Genomic DNA, 18,962 nt, shown 5'->3' on the forward strand with positions numbered 1-18,962 from the left:
GAAACAACTTTAGGCACGACGGGTCTTTGTGCGATGTGAGTGATACGATTCTGGCGTTTGCACCCAGCAGCCGGGCAGGAATGTATTGCCGTGAAGCCAAGTTTCGAAAAGATCCCCATCCCCACCGATGCGTCGTGGTCGATGCTGAACCGGCGGTTGCCCGACGAAATTCCGTTCGAGTGGCACCATCACCCGGAGTACGAACTGACCCTGACGCTCAACAGTCGCGGCCATCGCTATGTGAGCAATGACGTGCGGCTGTATGACGACGGTGATCTGGTGCTGTTGGGACCGAATGTGCCGCACAGCTGGTGCTCGGGTGAACTGATCGATCCGGCCCGGCCGCATGTCGCGCTGGTGATCTGGTTTTCCCAGGCGTGGGCCAATTCACTGGTTGGCCTGTTCCCTGAGATGGGTTCGTTAAACGCGTTACTGACCGCCGCGCAATGCGCCGTGCACTTCAGCGATCAGGCCTCAAAGGCGCTGCGACCGGTGATTGAGGCGATGGTGGAGCAGCAAGGCCCCGAGCGCCTGGTTTCCCTGCTTCATGTCTTGACGCAGTTGTCCCGGGACATGGCCGCCCAACAAATTATCAGCGACCCGGTGACTGAAGCCGCGAGCGGGGCGGGTGAGGACGCGCGTCTGCAACGGGTGCTTGATTACCTGCACGTTCACTACACCGAACCACTGACGGTCCCCGAGTTGGCGGACATCGCGTGCATCAGCGTCTCGGCGTTCCATAGAATGTTCCGCCGGCATACGCACTGTACGGCGCTGGACTACATCGCGCGCCTGCGCATCGGTCGGGCGTGCGCGATGCTGCTGCAAGGCACCACCCCCATTTCGTTGATTGGCGAGACGGTGGGGTATTCATCGCTGGCACTGTTCAACCGACAGTTCAAGGCGCAAAAAGGCCTGACGCCGAGCGCGTATCGAAAGCTTCATGGGCATCATTTTCGGTAGCGCGTGGCAGACGCCACAATCGTATCAGCGAACGCTTCAAAACCGACTGAGTCGAGCAAGGCGTCAGTGGTGTAGTGACCTGGCTTTTAACAACAATCACCAGGTCGCCACGATGAGCAAATACCACAGCTTCGAAAGCTCAACACTCCCAGAACACTACAAAGACAATATCGTCCGGATGAAGCAAGCGTTGCGCAGGCAAATTGGCGATGTGGAATCGCTGTTCGCCGAAGTCAGCGCGTTCATTGAAAGCGAAATCGCCTCGATCAAGGACCAGCAAGCCGCGACCGGCAGCGCATGGCCCATTCTGGATTTTCAGGCCATCGCCGACGGCGCGGTAACGGACGACGAATTGGCCGCGATCAAGCGTCGCGGTTGCCTGGTCATCAGAGGCCACTTTCCTGCCGAACAAGTCGCTGAATGGGACAAGGGTTTGCTCGATTACCTGGATGACAATGCCTTCGATGCGACCTATCGAGGGCCGGTCGACCAGTTCTTCGGCAACCTTGACGCGTCGCGCCCGGAGATTTTCCCCATCTATTGGTCCCGCTCGCAAATGCAGTTGCGCCAACACGAACGCATGGCGGTGGCGCAGTCCTTTCTGAATCGGCTCTGGAAAACCCACTCCGAAGGCCGGCAATGGTTTGATCCGGATGTGAACGCGTTGTACCCCGATCGGGTGCGCCGCCGCCCGCCGGGCACTACGTCCAAAGGGCTGGGCCCGCACACGGATTCGGGGGCGCTGGAGCGTTGGTTGCACCCGGCCTACTTGAAGGTGTTCGACAAGATCTACAACAACGACTTCAAATCCTACGATCCCTGGGATGCGGCCTACCGCAGCGAAGTCGACGAATACGCCTATCAGGACACCGTGAAGTGTTCGGCATTCCGGACCTTCCAGGGCTGGACCGCATTGTCCGATATGAAAGCCGATCAAGGCGTGCTCCATACGCTGCCGATTCCCCAGGCCATGGCCTACCTGCTTTTACGGCCGCTGCTCAAGGATGTTCCGCAGGACGAGTTGTGCGGTGTTGCGCCGGGGAAAGTGTTGCCGGTCTCGAAGCAATGGCATCCCCTGCTGGTCGATGGCATGAGCCCGATCCCGGATGTCCAGGCGGGCGACTCGGTGTGGTGGCACTGCGACGTGATTCACAGTGTCGCGCCGGTCGAAAACCAGCAGGGCTGGGGCAATGTGATGTATGTCCCCGCAGCACCGATGTGCCCGAAAAATCAGCGATACGCCGAAGCGGTTTTCAAAGCCTTTGCCGCCGGCGCCTCGCCGAGTGATTTTCCCAGGGAAGACTATGAGCGGCACTGGAAAGGCAGGTTTGGTGTCGACGAATTGAATGACATCGGCGCCAAGGGGTTATGTCGCTGATTCAGCAGGGAGGGCTGAGTAACCGACTGGCGCCCGGTCCACCTTGCATGGACCGGGCGTCAACCGATGTCACTTCAATGCGCCGCTATCGGCACGGTCACGGTCTTCCCGAACGTCGAACTGACGGTGACGGTCGGGCTAGACGTCGGTCCATTGCCGGTGGTGGTCACGGACACCCTCCAGCGAGCACCCGTGCCGGTCGGGGTGAGGATCGCGGTCCCCAGGTTAAGTGGCCCGCCGGTGGTGGTCGCGGTGACGGTCAGGGTGTTGCCCGTTCCCCGCGAGGTCGTGCCGGATAGGTCCCAGGTGTAGCGGTTGTTGCTGCGAGCGGTGACGGAGGCGCTGGTCACCAGCAAGTCTTCGTTGACCGTAGCGGTTGCGGCGACCGACACGGACACCGTTGCCGGGTTCTCCGAGACGGCATCCTTGGCGTCACTGGCGTTATACGTGAAGGTCGCGGTGAACGGCTCGGCGACGGAGGCCGGTGGCGTGTAGATCACTCGCACGCCGTCGGTGCTGACTGAGCCCTGGCCGGAATCCGGTTGGCTGAGGCCTACCACTTTGAGTGGCAGGTTGCCGTCGGGGTCGGTGTCATTGGCCAACACGTTGATGGTCAGCGGCAGACCGTTGCTGCTGGTGGCGACGTCAGGGTTGGCTATGGGTTTCTTGTTCTCACCTTCGTGATCGTCGTCCCGATCGCCGGTGCGGAAGGTTGGCAGAGCGGCGGAGTTCACGTAGGTGACACCGTCCCAACCCGGCAGTGGCGTTGGCATCAACTGGAACTGGCCCGGATGCTCGACATCCCAGCGCAACAGCATCGAAGAGTCCTCGTGCTGGGTGTTGTGGCAATGCTCCATGTACGTGCCGGCAAACTCGCGGAAGCGGATCGCCATTTCCACATCCACCGAACTGTCGATGCCTTCACCGATGCGATAGACGTCTTTGCGTGCACCTTTTTCCCATTCCGGCGGCGCCTTGCCATCGCGGCTGAGGATGACCCCTTCTTCGAAATGCACGTGCACCGGGTGGTTCCAGCCGTTGCCGCCATTCTTGATTTTCCAGACTTCGAGCGTGCCGTCGCCGGAGAACCCGGCGTCGGTCGGGCCGTTGGCCAATTGTGGCGCGGCACTGAGTCGGCGAGGGTCCATGTTGTAGCCAAAACCGCCGTCGGTCTTGACCGTCCAGGGCGCTTCATCGGTGCCGTCGGAGCGACCGAAAATGAACTCGCGATGCCGCGCCAGCTTGAGTTTGACCTGGTCAGTCGGGCTGTCGCGATTGATGGTCAGCGGGATCATGATCTTCCCGGCGGGTTTGCCTGGTTTGGCAGGCTCATAGGCCACCGGGTCCATGCTCTGATCCTGGCCGGAGTAAGGCTGAACAAGCAGTTGCAGGAACTTGCCAACGGTCGGATCGCCTTTGTCCCATTGCGGGCCCTTGCTGGTTTGCTTGATGACGGCTTTGTATTTCTCGGACAGCACGTCGGCCAGGGACAGTTCGTTTTTCTCGGGACCTTTGCCGGTCTTGTGTTCGAGCAAGTTGACGAAGTACAGCTTGTCGCCGGTTTTGATCCCGTTTTTCGCGAAGTTGACAATGATGTCGTAGCGTTCGGCGATGCCCTGTGTCGGCAGGATTGCATTGTGGTCCTGACGGTCGCCGTCCGCATCCAGGTCCATGCTGCCGTCGAAGGGCACGGCGTGTTCCATGATGTTGCCGTCGTTGCCGATCAGGTGGAACGGCACCCGGTTGTAGGAAACCCCCGATCCCGCCGGCCCCGGAAACTCGCCGCCATTGCCACTGATTTCGCGCACCAGCGCCAGTTTGAAGTAGCGAGACACCGAGCCGTTGAGGATGCGGAAACGATAGCTGCGCGCCCGCACTTTCAGGCGTGGCTGATACTGCCAGTTGACCAGGATCTGATCCCCGAGAAAGCCGTCGGTGTTGAAGGGGTTGAACCACAACTGGCCGTTTGTATCCCAGGCCTTGTCGGCGACCACCAGGTTGACGTCATAGTCGCGGTTGCCCCACGGCAGCGCCGAACCACTGGGCAGGCGCAGGTTGACGCCATCCTCGATGGCTTCGTTGCCGCGATCCAGCGCGCTGTAGTAGTTCATCATCACCGCGTTGCCCTTGTAGACGTTCTGTGCGGTGAAATCGAGCATGTGGTCGTGGAACCAGTGGGTACTCATGGTTTCACGCCAGTCGCCACGGATCTTGATGGTGCCGTTTTCACAGGTCTTCAGGCCCGGGTTGGCATCGTTGACGTACAGGGTTTCGCCCGGTGCACAGGGGAACGCGGCGCGTGGATCCTGCGCGGAGGTGTTGATGGTGTCGTAGCCGGCCAGTTGCATCGGCCAGCGATAATCGTAGTACTGCCCCGGAAAGAAGAACGCGTTGGCATAGCCGTCGCTTTCGGCGGGGGAGTGACCGTTGTGTTCGTGGGTGCTGATGGTGTGCAAGCCGAAACCGGCGTTGGCCGAAGGGTCGATCGGCAGGGCGTTGTAATGACGCATCAGCAACGGTTGACCGTAGCGCACCATCAGTAATTTCGGCGGCACGGAACCGTCGAAGGTCCACAGCGAGTTGTGATTCTGCACCGGCATTTTGGAGTGGAAACGCACGTCGATGCCTTTGGTGGTGCCCGCCGTTTCAGGGATGTCGGAGGTCTGGTAATAGAGCCCGCCGGGGGCGAATTCACCGACGGCGTAGTTGTGCAGTTGTTTGCGGTCACGCAAGCCCTGGTTGGTCCGTGCGCCCATTTGCACGGTCTTGTATTGAACCTGCGGATAGAACTCGTTCCAGCGCTGGTGCGACCAGCCTTTTCCCGGCGGCCGGCCCTCGGCGGGCGAGCCGACCGGATGGCGATTGAGGAAGGCTTCGATCTGCGCCTTCCACGGGTTGCGGTCCAGCACGTTGGAAAACTGCGACGGGTACGGAAACAGCCCCGGCTGGCGCATGAACGCTTCAATCGCCGCACTCGACGGGCCGCTGCGGGCGACGTTGTTCGGATCCTGCTGCGGCGCCGGGCCAGTCGTGGGCACCGGGAACGTCAGGAGTTGCGGCGGGGTGGTCGGGTCAAGTTTTTCCGGGCCGAATTCTTCGAACAGCAGCAATTGCTGGGTAAACGGTTCGGCCCCGAACAAGGGGCTGGGTTTGCCGTTGGTGGGGAAGTTGAACGACGTCTGCGCGGCGGGCGGCAGCACGTTGTCGGCCCGTGGGGTGTCCCGGTCGCCGAACACGCCGTTGGGCAGGGCGATGGCACCCTGATTGGCCTCCGGCAAGAGTAACAGTGCGTCCAGCGCGGCTTTAGGATCGGCCGGAGGATTGGTAAATGCCGAGGGATCCGTCGGCGGCGGTTGGCTGACATCGTCGATGGGTGCGGCGCTGACCGGGGCCAGGCTGAAGGTCATCAGCATGACAGAAGTGATGCCCGCTCCCCTGAAGAAGCCGGACGACTTGTGTTCAGGTATTGAGCTTTTCATGGTGGTTCTCTCGGGGCATGCCGGGAGTCTCGGCATTTGCTTGTCTTGCTAAGCAATCCTCGAGCCATCAGCAGAATGACGAAAAAACATGCGTTAAATCATTCAGTTATGCGTAACAGAAACATAGAAACGGAGGGGGCAGTACGTGAAAACGGGTGATTTTCCTCACTGTCGGGCCAGCATTGCCCCCGGCCCAACCACCCTGACACCCGTGCGGTCTTGCCAAAACCAACTGCCATCGAAGAAAATGAGAGTCATTATCAAATAACTCTCTGCATTGGGCCCTCTCCATGTCGTCTGTTGATCTCTCGCTGCAACGCGCCGTGCATACGCTTTACGAGGACCATCACAGTTGGCTCTGCGGCTGGCTGCGCAAACGGCTCGGCTGCATCGACAATGCCGCGGACCTGGCCCAGGACACATTCATCCGGGTCCTGACCCAGCGCAAGGCGCCCGAATTGCGTGAGCCGCGCGCATACCTCAGTACGGTCGCGCGCAGCTTGATGATCGACATGTTCCGCCGTCGGGCGCTGGAGCAAGCCTATCTGGAAACCCTTGCGCTCATCCCCGAGCCGGTCGCGTTCTCGCCTGAAACCCGCACGCTGATTATTGAAACCCTGATGGAAATCGACCGCTTGCTCGATGGTCTGGGTAGCCGGACCCGTGAGATTTTCCTGATGTCGCAGCTCGACGGCCTGAGCTATGTGGAGATCGGTCGACGCCTGAACGTTTCGGTGAACACGGTGAAGAAGCATGCGGTGCGTGCGCTGACTCATTGCCTGTTGCTGGTTGAGGACTGAACCGTGGCACGTTCCCAATCACTGGATCACGCCACCCTTGAAGCGGCGGCGCGCTGGTATGTCGACTTGCGCAGTGAGGTGCCGGACGAGGCCGTTCGTGAGGCGCATCGACATTGGCTGGAACGCGATCCTCGCCATCAGCAAGCCTGGGAGCGCCTCGCGCGCTTGCAGGACAAACTCGGTCAGGTCGCCCCCGGCATCGCTCGGCCGACATTGGCCAGCGCCCGCACCAAACGGCGCGACGTGCTCAAGGTGTTGTCGATTCTGTTGGCGGCGGGCGGGGCGGGCACCCTGGCCTGGACCACCACGCCGCTGCCGACGTTGATGGCGGACCAACGCACCGGCACCGGCGAACGCCGCCGCGTGCGCCTCGACGATGGCAGCCAGCTGCAACTCAACACCGCCACCGCCGTGGACATTCGCTACAGCGAACGGCTGCGGGAAATTCGCTTGCTCAGCGGTGAAATCCAGATTGAAACGGCGCGCGATCAACTGTCGCGGCCTTTCATTGTGCACACCGAAGAAGGCAGCATTCGCGCCTTGGGCACGCGGTTTATCGTGCGCAGCGAAGCGGGGCAGACGCAGGTCTGTGTGCAGGAGCATGCGGTTGAAGCGCGCTCCGCTCATCTGGCTGGCGCTGCCGTGCGCGTAGAGGCGGGGCAACAGCTGAGTTTTCGCCGTGACAACGTTGACCCCTTGCAGCGGGCCAACCCGCAAGCGGATGCCTGGACCCGCGACATGCTGGTGGTCAATGACTGGCGCCTGGCCGATTTCGTCATGGAGTTGCAGCGCTATCGTCCTGGCCACCTGGGGTGTGATCCGGCGGTCGCTGCGCTGCGCATCTCCGGTGCATTTCATCTCGGCAGCACGGACACGATTCTGGACAACCTGACCTCGACCTTGCCGGTGCGCATTCGCCGTTTCAGTCGGTATTGGGCCAGTGTGGAACCGGTGTGATTGCTCATCTGAAAAGAATTTGCGGTGGAGGGTTGTTGATTCTGTTTCTCATTCGACCTTGTAGGTAGAGGCGCACTTAGTCGCCGCCATTCACTGCCGCCGGGCGAAAGGAAACTGCATGACCCCTCGCAATCCCCTGAACCGTAAACCTTCTCTCAAACCGTTGAACCGTGCCGTCCATGCCGCATTGCTGGGCATGGCGCTGGTCGTCCCGTTGGGGATGGCGGTCGTTGCGCAGCCGGCGTGGGCGCAGACCAACGTCGAAACTGAATTCGATATTCCTGCGGGTTCGCTGGGCTCCGCGTTGACCCAGTTTGCCGCCACCGCGGGTGTGACGGTTTCGTTTGATCCGGCCCATGCCGGAGGCCAGACATCGGCAGGGTTGCACGGCCGCTACACGGTGGATGCCGGGTTGCGACAGCTGCTTGCGGGCAGCAAATTGCAGGCAGTGCGTCTGGACAATGGCAGCTATTCGCTGTTGCCAGTCGTGGAGTCGGGCTCGGCGCTGCAACTGGGCGCGACCAGCATTTCGGGTGAGGTCATCGAGTCGGCGTACGGGCCGGTGGACGGTTTCGTCGCCACTCGCAGCGCCACCGGCACCAAGACTGACACACCGATCCTGGAAATTCCCCAGGCCATCAACGTGGTGACGGCGCATCAAGTCGAAGTGCAGGGCGCACGCAACCTGACCCAGGCGCTGCGCTACACGCCCGGCCTGAATACCGGCGGTTTCACTGACCGTAACTCGATCGCCGACGAAATCACCAGCCGTGGGTTCGCACCGACGCCGTTGTACCTGGACGGTGCTTACATCCCGTATGCCGGCAGCCTCGGCGGCGCACCGCAAATCGATCCGTACACCCTGGAACGCATCGAAGTGCTCAAAGGCCCGTCGTCGGTCCTCTATGGGCAGAACCAGCCGGGCGGCCTGATCAACATGGTCTCCAAACGTCCGACCACGGAACAGCGCAGCCAGGTCAAACTCGGTGTGGGCAGCTACAACCGGGTCAACGGCGCGTTCGACACCAGCGGCCCGATCGACGATCAGAAAGCCTTCACCTATCGCCTCGTCGGCGTCACGAACAAAGGCAACGACCAGGTCGCGCACACCCACAGCGAACGCATGCTGTTGGCGCCAAGCCTGACCTGGGCACTGAATGACGACACGTCGCTGACGCTGTTGGCACAGATCCAGCGTGACGACGGTCAGGTCGATTATCAGTCGCTGCCGAGGATCGGTTCGCTGGATCGCGGCCCCAATGGCGAGAAAATCAACCGCGACTTTTTCTCCGGCGACTCGCATTACAACGACTACAAACGCAACCAGTACGTCTTCGGCTACGACTTCACCCACAACTTCAGCGACGACCTGAAGTACCGTTCGACTGCGCGCTACACCGACGTGCGCGACCGCTACAAAGGTTTCTATTTGCGCAGCTTCGTCACCGATGCTGGCGGCGTGACCGATTTCACCCGCGCCAACCGCACCAAGCTCGACTGGCGCCAGCACAACATCGCCTACACCATCGATAACAACCTCGAATACACCTTCAACACCGGAGCCCTTGAACACACCACGTTGGTGGGCGTGGATTATCGCCACTTCAACCGCAAATACGACGGGCTCAATGCAAACAATGTGTTGCCGGTCGACCTCTACGGCAAGAACAACTACGACACCAGCAGCGTGACGCCGGTACTCGACACCAAGTGGGACAACACCCTGCGCCAGACGGGTGTGTACGTGCAGGACCAGATCAAACTGGACCAGTGGATCCTGACCATCGGTGGCCGTCAGGACTGGGCGGAAATCGACAACAAGGACATTCTCGCCCGTACCGTCAGCTCGCAACGCGACAACAAATTCACCGGCCGCGTGGGCCTGACCTACGTCACTGAATTCGGCCTGGCGCCTTACATCAGCTACTCCGAGTCTTTCCTGCCGACCATCGGCACCGCGGCGCCTGAACGTGGCGGCAATGCTTTCGAACCGACCGAGGGCGAGCAATACGAAGTGGGCGTGAAGTACCAGCCGTTCGAGAAGACGCTGATCACCGCCTCGGTGTATCAGATCAAACAGAAAAACGTGCTGACCGGTGACGACGAGTATCCGCAGTACCAGGCCCAGGCAGGCGAGGTGCGTTCACGCGGTATTGAACTGGAAGCGAAGTCCAGCATCGACAACGTCGACGTGCTGGCGGCAGCAACTTACATCGACTCGTTCTACACCAAGAGCACCTATGGCGATCAGGGCAACCGCAACGAAGCGCAGTCGCCGGTCTCGGCCTCGCTGTGGGTGGATTATCACTTCACGCAAGCGGCGATCAATGGCCTGACGTTCGGTGCGGGTGCGCGATACACCGGGCGCAAACCGGGGGATTCGTCCAACTCGTTCGACGTGCCGTCTTACGTGGTTTACGACACCACCGTCAGCTATGACATGGGCAAACTCGACCCAAGCCTGCGCGGTTTGCAAACCCGCTTGAACGTGCAAAACGTGTTTGATCGCGAGTACGTATCGGACTGCAATTACTCGTTCGGTTGCTACTACGGCCAGGAGCGGGTGGCGTCGGTTGAAATGAGCTACGACTGGTAACGCGCGAAGCAAGGTCAAAAGATCGCAGCTCCTACAGGATTACGGGATCCCTTGTAGGAGCTGTCGAGTGAAACGAGGCTGCGATCTTTTGATTCTGCCGGGGGTTAAGCGAGCTTCACATTCATGGTAATCCGCGCCGTGAACACCTTCTTGCCTTCAGCATCATGAATATCCACCGGCACAATCTTGTCGCCTTCCGTCTGCCAATCCACCGCCTCACCATCGGCCACCGCCGTCACGTCTGTTTTCGCCTTGGCCAAGTACTCAACCGTCATTCCTTTCGGAATCCAGCGCGCACCGGCGGGAATGGAGACGTCGGTCATCGTCCCGGCAGCCAGTTCGGCGGCGTTGCACATCGCAATCGCATGAACCGAGCCCAAGTGGTTGGTGATCTCCTTGCTGAACGGCACCTGCACCGTGGCATGACCCGGGCGCAACTCGGAGATCAGCGGATTGATGGTGCTGAAGTAGGGCGCAACCTGGCAGGCCATTTTGCTGAATGCTTGCGGGCCGGCGCTGTTAAACATGCTGAGAAACTGACTCATTGTGAAGCCTCGCTGAGGGGTGGTTTTACAGAATGATCTTCCGTAACAGAATAATGTTCTGTGACGGAACAGTATTCTGTCGCGATCAAATCTGTCAACCTAGCGCAGCTTTCTCATCGGCAGCCGTCTGCCTTGTCCTGGATTTTTAGGCCTGTATCCCCATGGAAACCGCAGATCTACTCGAGCGCAGCTACCCCGGCAGAAGAGCCGAACTCAAGCGCGACATCTTCAGAAAGGCCTTGGCCCTGTTCAACGAGCAAGGCCTGGAAGCCACGACCATCGAAATGATCCGCGCTGAATGCGATACCAGCGTCGGTGCGATCTACCATCATTTCGGCAACAAGGAAGGTCTGGTGGCTGCGCTGTTTTTCACCGCGCTGGACGATCAGGCACTGCTACGCGACAGCTATCTCGCCGAGGCACAGACAACCGAAGAGGGTGTGCACGCGTTGGTCCACAGCTACGTCGATTGGGTGGACAGCCAACCCGAATGGGCGCGTTTCCAGTACCACGCGCGGTTCGCCGTCACCAAAGGGCCGTTCAAGGAAGAACTGGCCACCCGCAACAAAACCCGTAACCAGAAGCTCGGCCAATGGCTGGCGGAACCCGGTCGGCGCGATGAGTTGCGGGCGATTCCGTCCGAATTGTTGCTGTCGCTGATCATCGGCCAGGCCGACAGTTACTGCCGGGCATGGTTGTCGGGGAGGGTGGCTGGTAGTCCGAAGGCTTACAGAGAGCTGCTGGCGCAAGCGGCGTGGCGATCTATCTGTGGCGATGCAGCCATTTCTGACGAGTAAATTTCTGTTCAACAAGGCCGTTCTCCACTGAACGGCAATGGTTCCGTCCATGCATGGCTATGCTTGATCTGCTGCCGCGAACAGAGGGAGTCAATCGGGCCGTTTTCCAATGTCGAAAGGGCAGGCGTTCAATCCATTCTCGATGGAGATGACACTGTGAAACCAATCATTCGGCTACTAACCGCCCCCGCCGCCTGTATCGCGCTGGCGCTCCCAAGCGTTGCAACCGCGCTCGACAACGCTCCTGTTCCCCCTTCGATCAGCACGCCCGCAAAAGTCGACACCCGTTTCGGCACGCTGGAGTTCAAGGACGGCATGCCGAGCACGGAAACCTTGAACAAGGTCTACGACAACCTCGACTACACCCATGCTTTCAACGCCATCACCAACACCTTCCAGGGTGTCAACGTGGTGGCGATCCGTAAAGGCTTCCTGGAGGCCGGCGTCAAGGACAACGAGATCCTGATCTTTTCAGAGTTGATGGATGCCAAGTCGCTGTTCCTGACAGCCAATGCCGACACCATTTACTTCCTCGGTTTCATCGACGTGAGCAAAGGGCCGATGGTGCTGGAAACACCGCCCAATTCGCTGGGCACGCTGGACGACTATTGGTGGCGCTGGATGATTGACTTCGGCGCACCGGGGCCGGACCGGGGGCAGGGCGGGAAATACCTGGTGCTGCCCCCTGGCTACGACGGGCCCGTCCCTGAAGGCGGCTATTTCGTGACGCGTGCGCCGACCACCAAAGTGCTGATCCTGGGCCGTGCTTTCATGGATAAGAGCGACCCGAAACCGGTCGTCGAGGTGATCAAGAAAACCACCAAAATCTATCCCTACCAGGCGGGAGGCTATGGCACCAGCGTGGCGCAATTCCTCAGTGGCCAGGTCGCGTTGGCCAGGGTGGCCGAGCCGCCGCCCACGGTGTTCCACGAAGGCAGCGGCAAGGTGATGAACACCATTCCGCCGAACGACTTCAGCGCCTATGAACTCCTCAATGAAATCGTGCAGCAAGAGCCTGCGACCACGCTCGACGCTGAACTGATGGGCTCGCTGGCCGCCGTCGGCATCGTCAAGGGCAAACCTTTTGCCCCGGATGCACGCTTGAAGAAAATCATGACCGAAGCGCTGGCGGCGGCGAATGCCACCGCGCGCAGCTTGCTGATGAATCCGCGTGATCCGGACTGGTATTACTACCCCGGTTCATCCTGGTCCAACTTCCTGTTCATCAGTGGCAGTGAGTTTGAAACGCCAATCCCGATCATCACCTCCGAAGGCGCCAAGCCTTTCCCGGCGACGGGCTATCGCACCCTGGATGCGCGCTCGGCGTTTTTCTATGGCGTCACCGGCATCACGCCGGCCATGGCGATGCGCCTACCCGGTATCGGCTCGCAATACCTGTTTGCCATGCTGGATTCGAAGAAGGCGTATTTCGACGGGGCCAAGACCTACAAAGTGACGCTGCCCAAAGGTATTCCCGAAGCCAACTTCTGGTCGTTCACCGTGTACGACAATCAGACCCGATCGATGCTGGATACCCCACAGCGTTATCCACGCGCCGGCAGCCAGAGCTATCCGTCGCCAGCCGCCGAGGCCGATACGGATGGCTCCACCACCGTTTACTTCGGTCCTCAACAACCGGAAGGCGTGAAGCGTGGCAACTGGATTCAGACGCTACCGGGCAAAGGCTGGTTCATGCTCTTGCGGTTATACGGGCCGCTCGAACCGTTCTTCACCAAAGCCTGGCGCCCCGGCGAAGTTGAAGAGGTTCGGTGAGTCAGTCGAGGGAAAGGTTGCAACAGCAGTTATCATAGGCGCGCCCGGTGCCAACGCTTCACGTCACGGGCGCGCCTTAAACCTCGGAGTCAGTCACGCAATGTCCCAACTCAGCCACTTTGAAACCCCGTGCCCGGAGCACATCAACAGCCAGATCCTGCAGATGGTCGTCGACAACCTGACCGACATCAGCATGGTCGGCATTGCGCCGAGCAACCCGCTGTACAACGTGTATCAGTACGCGGTCGGCTACGAAGTGCATCTGTACCTGGAAGCCCTCGGCGGGACGAAAGGGATTGCGGTCGAGTTGATCGTCGCCACCGATGATGAAGACCCTGAAAAGGTCGTCGGCTTTCTGCTGTACTTGCCGGTGAAGGACGACCCCGAGGCGTGCGGAGTGGCCTACATGGCTGTCGATTCGGGTCATCGTCGCCGAGGCGTCGCGCGAGCCATGTTGCAGGACATGATCAGCCGCTACCCGCACGCCGAACTGACCTGCACCGTGGCCAAGGTGCCGTGGTTCGAGTCGATGGGTTTTCAGGTGCTGGGCGTGCGCGGCACGCAAGTGCTGATGAACACCCACGACCACAGCAGTGAAGGCTTGATGGGACTGTTGGATGTCACATTTATCTACAGTTCTTTAGAGGTCCGGCAGATACATACCTACTTGCTGCAAAAACACGGAAAGCGCGCGATGGTCGATGCTGAAAAGCAGCGCGACCGGCATCTGGACCAAATGACCCACAACGCCAAGGTGTTTGTGCTGAATCGTTTGGGCCAGGACGCGGCGAACGAGCCCCGTCTGGACTAGACTCATAAGTCCTTTTGGGAGCGCGCGGTCGTCCAGCCATGATATTCTGCGCGCCAACTTGTTTTGACCTATTCAGTTTGCATGTCCTTGAGACGTGCCAACAGGATCAATGTCGCTCAAGTAGCTGAAGCCAATAATGATAAAAAGTCAGTTCAGTAGGGACATATAACTGAGGTCGATGGAGACACGTCGGCCTTGTGTGCCCACCCTCCAATTCTTGTGTACGAGCACCCACGACGTCCTGCCTGAATGTCGTGATTCAGGGGCTACGTGAATGAGGATGGAAGGGCGGATGGCGTTTTATCATAGGTGCTACAGATGTTTAAGAAAATGAACACGGCCCTGCTGGGGCTGGCTTTGTCGATGGGGATCACGTCCGTTCACGCGGAAGAGGCAAAGAAAGTCGATGTACTGCTGATCGGCGGCGGCATCATGAGCGCGACCCTGGGTGTCTGGCTCAACGAGCTGGAACCTGGCACTTCGATGGAAATGATCGAGCGCCTCGACGGCGTCGCCCTGGAAAGCTCCAACGGCTGGAACAACGCCGGTACCGGTCACTCCGCCCTGGCCGAGTTGAACTACACCCCGGAAGACGACAAGGGCAACGTATCGATCCCGAAAGCCGTTGAAATCAACGAAGCGTTCCAGATCTCCCGTCAGTTCTGGGCCTGGCAGGTTCAGCAAGGCGTGCTGAAAAACCCGCGTTCGTTCATCAACTCCACGCCGCACATGAGCTTTGTGTGGGGCGATGACAACATCAAGTTCCTGAAGAAGCGCTACGAAGCCCTGCAAGCGAGCCCGCTGTTCGCCGGCATGCAGTATTCCGAAGACCCGGCTGTAATCAAGAAGTGGGTCCCGCTGATGATGGAAGGGCGCGACCCGAACCAGAAAATCGCGGCCACCTGGAGCCCGATCGGCACCGACGTCAACTTCGGCGAGATCACCCGCCAGTTCGTTGCGCACCTGCAAACAACGCCGAAGTTCGACTTGAAACTGTCTAGCGAAGTGCAAGACATCACCAAGAACGACGACGGCACCTGGCGCGTCAGCTACAAAAACCTGAAAGACGGCAGCAAGTCCGAAACCGACGCCAAGTTCGTGTTCATCGGCGCGGGCGGCGGTGCACTGCACCTGCTGCAGAAGTCCGGCATTCCTGAAGCCAAGGAATACGCTGGCTTCCCGGTTGGCGGCTCGTTCCTCGTGACCGAGAACCCGACCATCGCCGAGCAACACCTGGCCAAGGCCTACGGCAAAGCCTCCGTTGGCGCACCGCCAATGTCGGTTCCGCACCTGGACACCCGCGTCCTGGACGGCAAGCGCGTCATCCTGTTTGGCCCATTCGCGACCTTCAGCACCAAGTTCCTCAAAGAAGGCTCGTACCTGGACCTGCTGACCACCACCACCACGCACAACGTGTGGCCGATGACCAAGGTCGGCATCAAGGAATACCCGCTGGTCGAGTACCTCGCCGGCCAACTGATGCTGTCTGACGAAGACCGCCTCAACGCCCTGAAAGAATACTTCCCGAACGCCAAAGCCGAAGACTGGCGCCTGTGGCAAGCCGGCCAACGCGTGCAGATCATCAAGCGTGATGAAGCTGCCGGTGGCGTGCTGAAACTGGGTACCGAGATCGTAGCTTCCGCTGACGGCTCGATCGCTGGCCTGCTGGGCGCATCGCCGGGCGCATCGACCGCTGCACCGATCATGCTGACCGTGCTGCAGAAAGTGTTCAAGGACAAGGTTGCTTCGCCAGCGTGGCAGGAAAAGCTGCATCAGATCGTGCCGAGTTATGGCACTCAGTTGAATGGCAGTCCTGAGAAGGTTGCACAGGAGTGGGCGTACACCGCCAAGGTACTGCAACTGACTCCGCCGCCGGCGATTGGTCAGGTGGCGGCTCCGGCAGCTGCTCCGGCTGATGCTGATAAGGCGAAGGCGCCGAAGGCTAATGCTGCCAGTGATATGGCTTTGTAAGTAGAAGCGTAATCAGAAAAAGCCCACTGATCGGAGACGGTCAGTGGGCTTTTTTTGTGGATGATAGGTTTCAAGGGTTACATTCATCTGGGTTCACATGATTGCTTTCGAGAGGAGACATTCGTCAACGGCGGTTATCGTCCAAAAGCAGTCGGCCATAAATGATCGCTTTCGACCCAATACGAACCCTCAGGAAAAGTTGTAACAGGCGAATTCGATCCAATGGTTGCAAAGGAGGCTGTCGCAGGTAAGCTGCGGATCATCTCGTGCGAGTTGACCCGCGTGCTTTTTCCTAGTCTTTGGTGCCGACCTTGTTCTGAACTGCTTCCTTGCTCGCGACATTCAACTGCGTTGGTTCAAGCTTGACGGTAAGTTTGTGCAGTGAACCAGTGAATGCAAACGGTACCTGGTAATCCTTGTCGTCGACGGGAGTGCCGGTGTCGGAACCAACATCGAAACTTTCATCCACACCGAAGACGAATGGAACGCTGTGGGGGATTGTTTGACTAGCCAGTTGCTTGCCATCCACCGCCAGCACGCCGGTGCCGCCTTTACCGAATCCCGGCCCGGCATATTTGAAATCAAAGCTGATGATGTGTTTTCCGGGAGTGAGCGCCTCAGTCCCTTCCCAGCGGAATCGCGCAACGCCTTCAAGGTTGTAGTTGAAGATCGGCTTACTTTTCAAGAGATAAAGGGCGTACCCCCCAAAGCGGCCGCCGTCGGTCACCAATACACCGTCGCCACCGTTTTCAGGAACAGTGATGTCCGCCGTAATGACGTAGGACTTGTTCAACACGTTGGGTTCGTTGCCTGGAAGTATGCCGGTAATCGGAGACAGATAATCGAACTCGGTCCGTCCGGCCACGATGCTCGGCCTCTGCGCAATGACGCGCGTAAAGGCGGAAGCGTCGAGCGGCAGCACCTGATATTTGTTCGCTTCCACCCAGAACAGATCCTGTAGTTCCTTGAGTTTTTCAGGGTTGGCGGCGGCGATATCCTCATTCTGCGTCCAGTCCTTGGTGATGTCGTACAGCTCCCATTTGACGCCATTGACGATGTCCTTGGGTGGCTGAGAAGTAATGTCCCAAGGTGCGCGGTAGGGCGTCGTCGATGCCATCCAGCCCTCGTGATAAAGCGCGCGCATTCCAAACATTTCGAAATACTGCGTGGTGCGTGTAGAAGGTTTCGCGGCATTCTGCTTGTCGAAAAGGTAAGCCATGCTCGTGCCTTCGATGGGCTTTTGCGCAATGCCGTCCACCTGGAGCGGCGCATCAATCCCGGTGGCTTCAAGAATCGTCGGCTCGATGTCAATGACATGGTGGAACTGGTTACGGATGCCGCCGGCATCCTTGATCCGGTTCGGCCAGGAAATGGCCATGCCCTGACGCGTGCCGCCAAAATGCGATGCAATTTGCTTGGTCCACTTGAAGGGAGTGTCCATGGCCCAGGTCCAGCCCACGGCCATGTGCGGATAGGTCCGATCCGAACCCCAAGCATCCAGAGACTTCATCTGGTCGGCGACCGGCACGTCGATTCCGTTGAAAGTGGTCATCTCGTTGGGTGTGCCGTTCGGGGTGCCTTCTGCACTGCCGCCGTTGTCACCACTGATATAGATAATAAGCGTGTTGTCGAGTTTGCCCACGTCATCAATCGCCTGGATCACCCGACCGATTTCATGATCGGTGTACGCGAGATAGGCCGCATAGACTTCCATTTGGTGGGCATACAGTTTTTTCTCTTCCGCCGACAGTTCGTCCCATTTTTTCAGTGAATCCGGCCACGGCGTGAGCTTGGCTTCCGGCGGGATGACGCCGAGGCGCTTCTGATTGGCAAAGATCTGCTCGCGCGCAGCGTTCCAGCCCATGTCGAACTTGCCCTTGAATTTGTCGATCCATTCGGGCGTCGGATGATGCGGCGCGTGGGTACCGCCGGGCGCGTAGTAAAGAAAGAACGGCTTCTTCGGATCGAGCGCATTCAATTCATTGACATAGCCAACGGCGTCATCCGCCATCGCAGTGATCAGGTTCCACCCCGGTTTGCCGACGTACGGATGAATTGGCGTGGTGTTGCGCATCAGATTGCCCGGTTGCCACTGGCTGGTTTCACCGCCCATGAACCCGTAGAAATAATCAAAGCCCATACCAATGGGCCATTGATCAAACGGACCGGCCTGACTGATCTGGAATGACGGCGTGTTGTGGTTTTTGCCAAACCACGACGTTGCATAGCCGTTGTCCTTGAGGATTTTGCCAATGGTCACTTTGTCCTTGGTGATGACACTGTTGTAACCGGGATACCCCGTCGAAATTTCCGTGATGACGCCGAAACCGACAGAGTGGTGATTGCGTCCGGTGATCAAGGCTGCACGTGTGGGCGAGCACAGTGCCGTCGAATTGAATTGCGTGAAGCGCAATCCGGCTGCCGCGACGCGATCCATGCTCGGCGTCGGGACAAGACCACCGAACGTACTGGGTGCACCGAAGCCGACATCGTCAGTGATGATCAACAACACATTTGGCGCGTCTTTGGGAGGTACGACGGTCGGGGACCAGTAGGGCGTCGAGGTCGTGGCGTCGAGGTTGATGACGCCACCAAACGCCGGGGGAGGGTTGGGTAGGTATCTGCCGTCGATGGTCGTGGTCGCACTGGGTGAACCGGGCGTGCCGTTGACTTCCTGTGGCGCTGCATCGGCACAAGAGAGCGTAAGCATGGCTAGGGCCAGTCCGGCACCAAGCCTGTTATGCAGCCAATTTGATTGAGTCCAGAATGCAATGGCCATGGCCAGCTCCTGTAACCCCCCGAAACCCCAAGTTTCGAGTGTAGAACCGTTTTCGTCGCTTGCCAGTCCATCTCATGGGCAACGCTGGTGGCCGTTGACTTTGGAGGCGTGGT

At 59.2% G+C, this 18,962-nt stretch carries 12 protein-coding genes; 9 read left to right on the plus strand and 3 right to left on the minus strand.

Annotation, left to right across the window (positions count from 1 at the left end; translation table 11 throughout):
* Window positions 1-90 precede the first annotated feature (90 nt).
* Window positions 91-963 (plus strand): helix-turn-helix domain-containing protein, encoded by an 873-nt coding sequence (locus ACA049_RS12745; protein ID WP_497335903.1) that lies wholly within the window; start codon window positions 91-93, stop codon window positions 961-963.
* 112 nt (window positions 964-1,075) lie between these two features.
* Window positions 1,076-2,341: a DUF1479 domain-containing protein gene (locus ACA049_RS12750; RefSeq protein WP_497335905.1), complete on the plus strand. Its 1,266-nt coding sequence runs from the start codon at window positions 1,076-1,078 to the stop codon at window positions 2,339-2,341.
* A 74-nt stretch (window positions 2,342-2,415) separates the two neighbouring features.
* Here ACA049_RS12750 and ACA049_RS12755 read toward each other — a convergent pair whose 3' ends face one another.
* Window positions 2,416-5,820, minus strand: coding sequence for an Ig-like domain-containing protein (locus ACA049_RS12755; RefSeq protein WP_497335907.1), 3,405 nt, complete (start codon window positions 5,818-5,820; stop codon window positions 2,416-2,418).
* 290 nt (window positions 5,821-6,110) lie between these two features.
* Here ACA049_RS12755 and ACA049_RS12760 point away from each other — a divergent pair, with 290 nt between their 5' ends.
* The 3 genes from ACA049_RS12760 to ACA049_RS12770 all read left to right on the plus strand — a co-directional run bounded on the left by ACA049_RS12760 (window position 6,111) and on the right by ACA049_RS12770 (window position 10,173).
* Complete coding sequence (locus tag ACA049_RS12760) at window positions 6,111-6,620, plus strand: sigma-70 family RNA polymerase sigma factor (protein ID WP_497335909.1); 510 nt, start codon at window positions 6,111-6,113, stop codon at window positions 6,618-6,620.
* Between the two features lie 3 nt (window positions 6,621-6,623).
* Window positions 6,624-7,577 carry a FecR domain-containing protein gene (locus ACA049_RS12765; protein WP_497335911.1) on the plus strand — a complete coding sequence of 318 codons (954 nt, stop codon included), beginning with the start codon at window positions 6,624-6,626 and terminating at the stop codon, window positions 7,575-7,577.
* Window positions 7,578-7,695: 118 nt separating this feature from the next.
* On the plus strand, window positions 7,696-10,173 hold the full coding sequence (locus tag ACA049_RS12770) for a TonB-dependent siderophore receptor (RefSeq protein WP_497335913.1): 2,478 nt from the start codon (window positions 7,696-7,698) through the stop codon (window positions 10,171-10,173).
* 104 nt (window positions 10,174-10,277) lie between these two features.
* On the opposite strand, the gene ACA049_RS12775 is transcribed toward ACA049_RS12770, so the two are convergent.
* Window positions 10,278-10,718 (minus strand): hotdog fold domain-containing protein, encoded by a 441-nt coding sequence (locus ACA049_RS12775; protein WP_497335915.1) that lies wholly within the window; start codon window positions 10,716-10,718, stop codon window positions 10,278-10,280.
* 161 nt (window positions 10,719-10,879) lie between these two features.
* Here ACA049_RS12775 and ACA049_RS12780 point away from each other — a divergent pair, with 161 nt between their 5' ends.
* From ACA049_RS12780 to mqo, 4 genes are all read left to right on the plus strand, one after another.
* Window positions 10,880-11,515 (plus strand): TetR/AcrR family transcriptional regulator, encoded by a 636-nt coding sequence (locus ACA049_RS12780; RefSeq protein WP_497335917.1) that lies wholly within the window; start codon window positions 10,880-10,882, stop codon window positions 11,513-11,515.
* Window positions 11,516-11,671: 156 nt separating this feature from the next.
* On the plus strand, window positions 11,672-13,288 hold the full coding sequence (locus ACA049_RS12785) for a DUF1254 domain-containing protein (protein WP_497335919.1): 1,617 nt from the start codon (window positions 11,672-11,674) through the stop codon (window positions 13,286-13,288).
* Between the two features lie 100 nt (window positions 13,289-13,388).
* Entirely contained in the window at window positions 13,389-14,099 is a 711-nt protein-coding gene (locus ACA049_RS12790; RefSeq protein WP_497335921.1) for a GNAT family N-acetyltransferase, read from the plus strand.
* Between the two features lie 318 nt (window positions 14,100-14,417).
* On the plus strand, window positions 14,418-16,070 hold the full coding sequence (mqo, locus tag ACA049_RS12795) for a malate dehydrogenase (quinone) (RefSeq protein WP_497335923.1): 1,653 nt from the start codon (window positions 14,418-14,420) through the stop codon (window positions 16,068-16,070).
* A 292-nt stretch (window positions 16,071-16,362) separates the two neighbouring features.
* Here the strand turns inward: mqo and ACA049_RS12800 are convergent, their stop codons facing one another.
* Window positions 16,363-18,849 (minus strand): arylsulfatase, encoded by a 2,487-nt coding sequence (locus tag ACA049_RS12800; RefSeq protein ID WP_497335925.1) that lies wholly within the window; start codon window positions 18,847-18,849, stop codon window positions 16,363-16,365.
* Window positions 18,850-18,962 lie beyond the last annotated feature (113 nt).

The organism is Pseudomonas sp. LBUM1662 (assembly GCF_059695915.1).

Coding starts and splice junctions, on each gene's coding strand:
- ACA049_RS12755 (WP_497335907.1), bottom strand. CDS start 5,820: ATGAAAAGCTCAATACCTGAACACAAGTCGTCCGGCTTCTTCAGGGGA.
- ACA049_RS12760 (WP_497335909.1), top strand. CDS start 6,111: ATGTCGTCTGTTGATCTCTCGCTGCAACGCGCCGTGCATACGCTTTAC.
- ACA049_RS12770 (WP_497335913.1), top strand. CDS start 7,696: ATGACCCCTCGCAATCCCCTGAACCGTAAACCTTCTCTCAAACCGTTG.
- ACA049_RS12750 (WP_497335905.1), top strand. CDS start 1,076: ATGAGCAAATACCACAGCTTCGAAAGCTCAACACTCCCAGAACACTAC.
- ACA049_RS12775 (WP_497335915.1), bottom strand. CDS start 10,718: ATGAGTCAGTTTCTCAGCATGTTTAACAGCGCCGGCCCGCAAGCATTC.
- ACA049_RS12780 (WP_497335917.1), top strand. CDS start 10,880: ATGGAAACCGCAGATCTACTCGAGCGCAGCTACCCCGGCAGAAGAGCC.
- mqo (WP_497335923.1), top strand. CDS start 14,418: ATGTTTAAGAAAATGAACACGGCCCTGCTGGGGCTGGCTTTGTCGATG.
- ACA049_RS12790 (WP_497335921.1), top strand. CDS start 13,389: ATGTCCCAACTCAGCCACTTTGAAACCCCGTGCCCGGAGCACATCAAC.
- ACA049_RS12800 (WP_497335925.1), bottom strand. CDS start 18,849: ATGGCCATTGCATTCTGGACTCAATCAAATTGGCTGCATAACAGGCTT.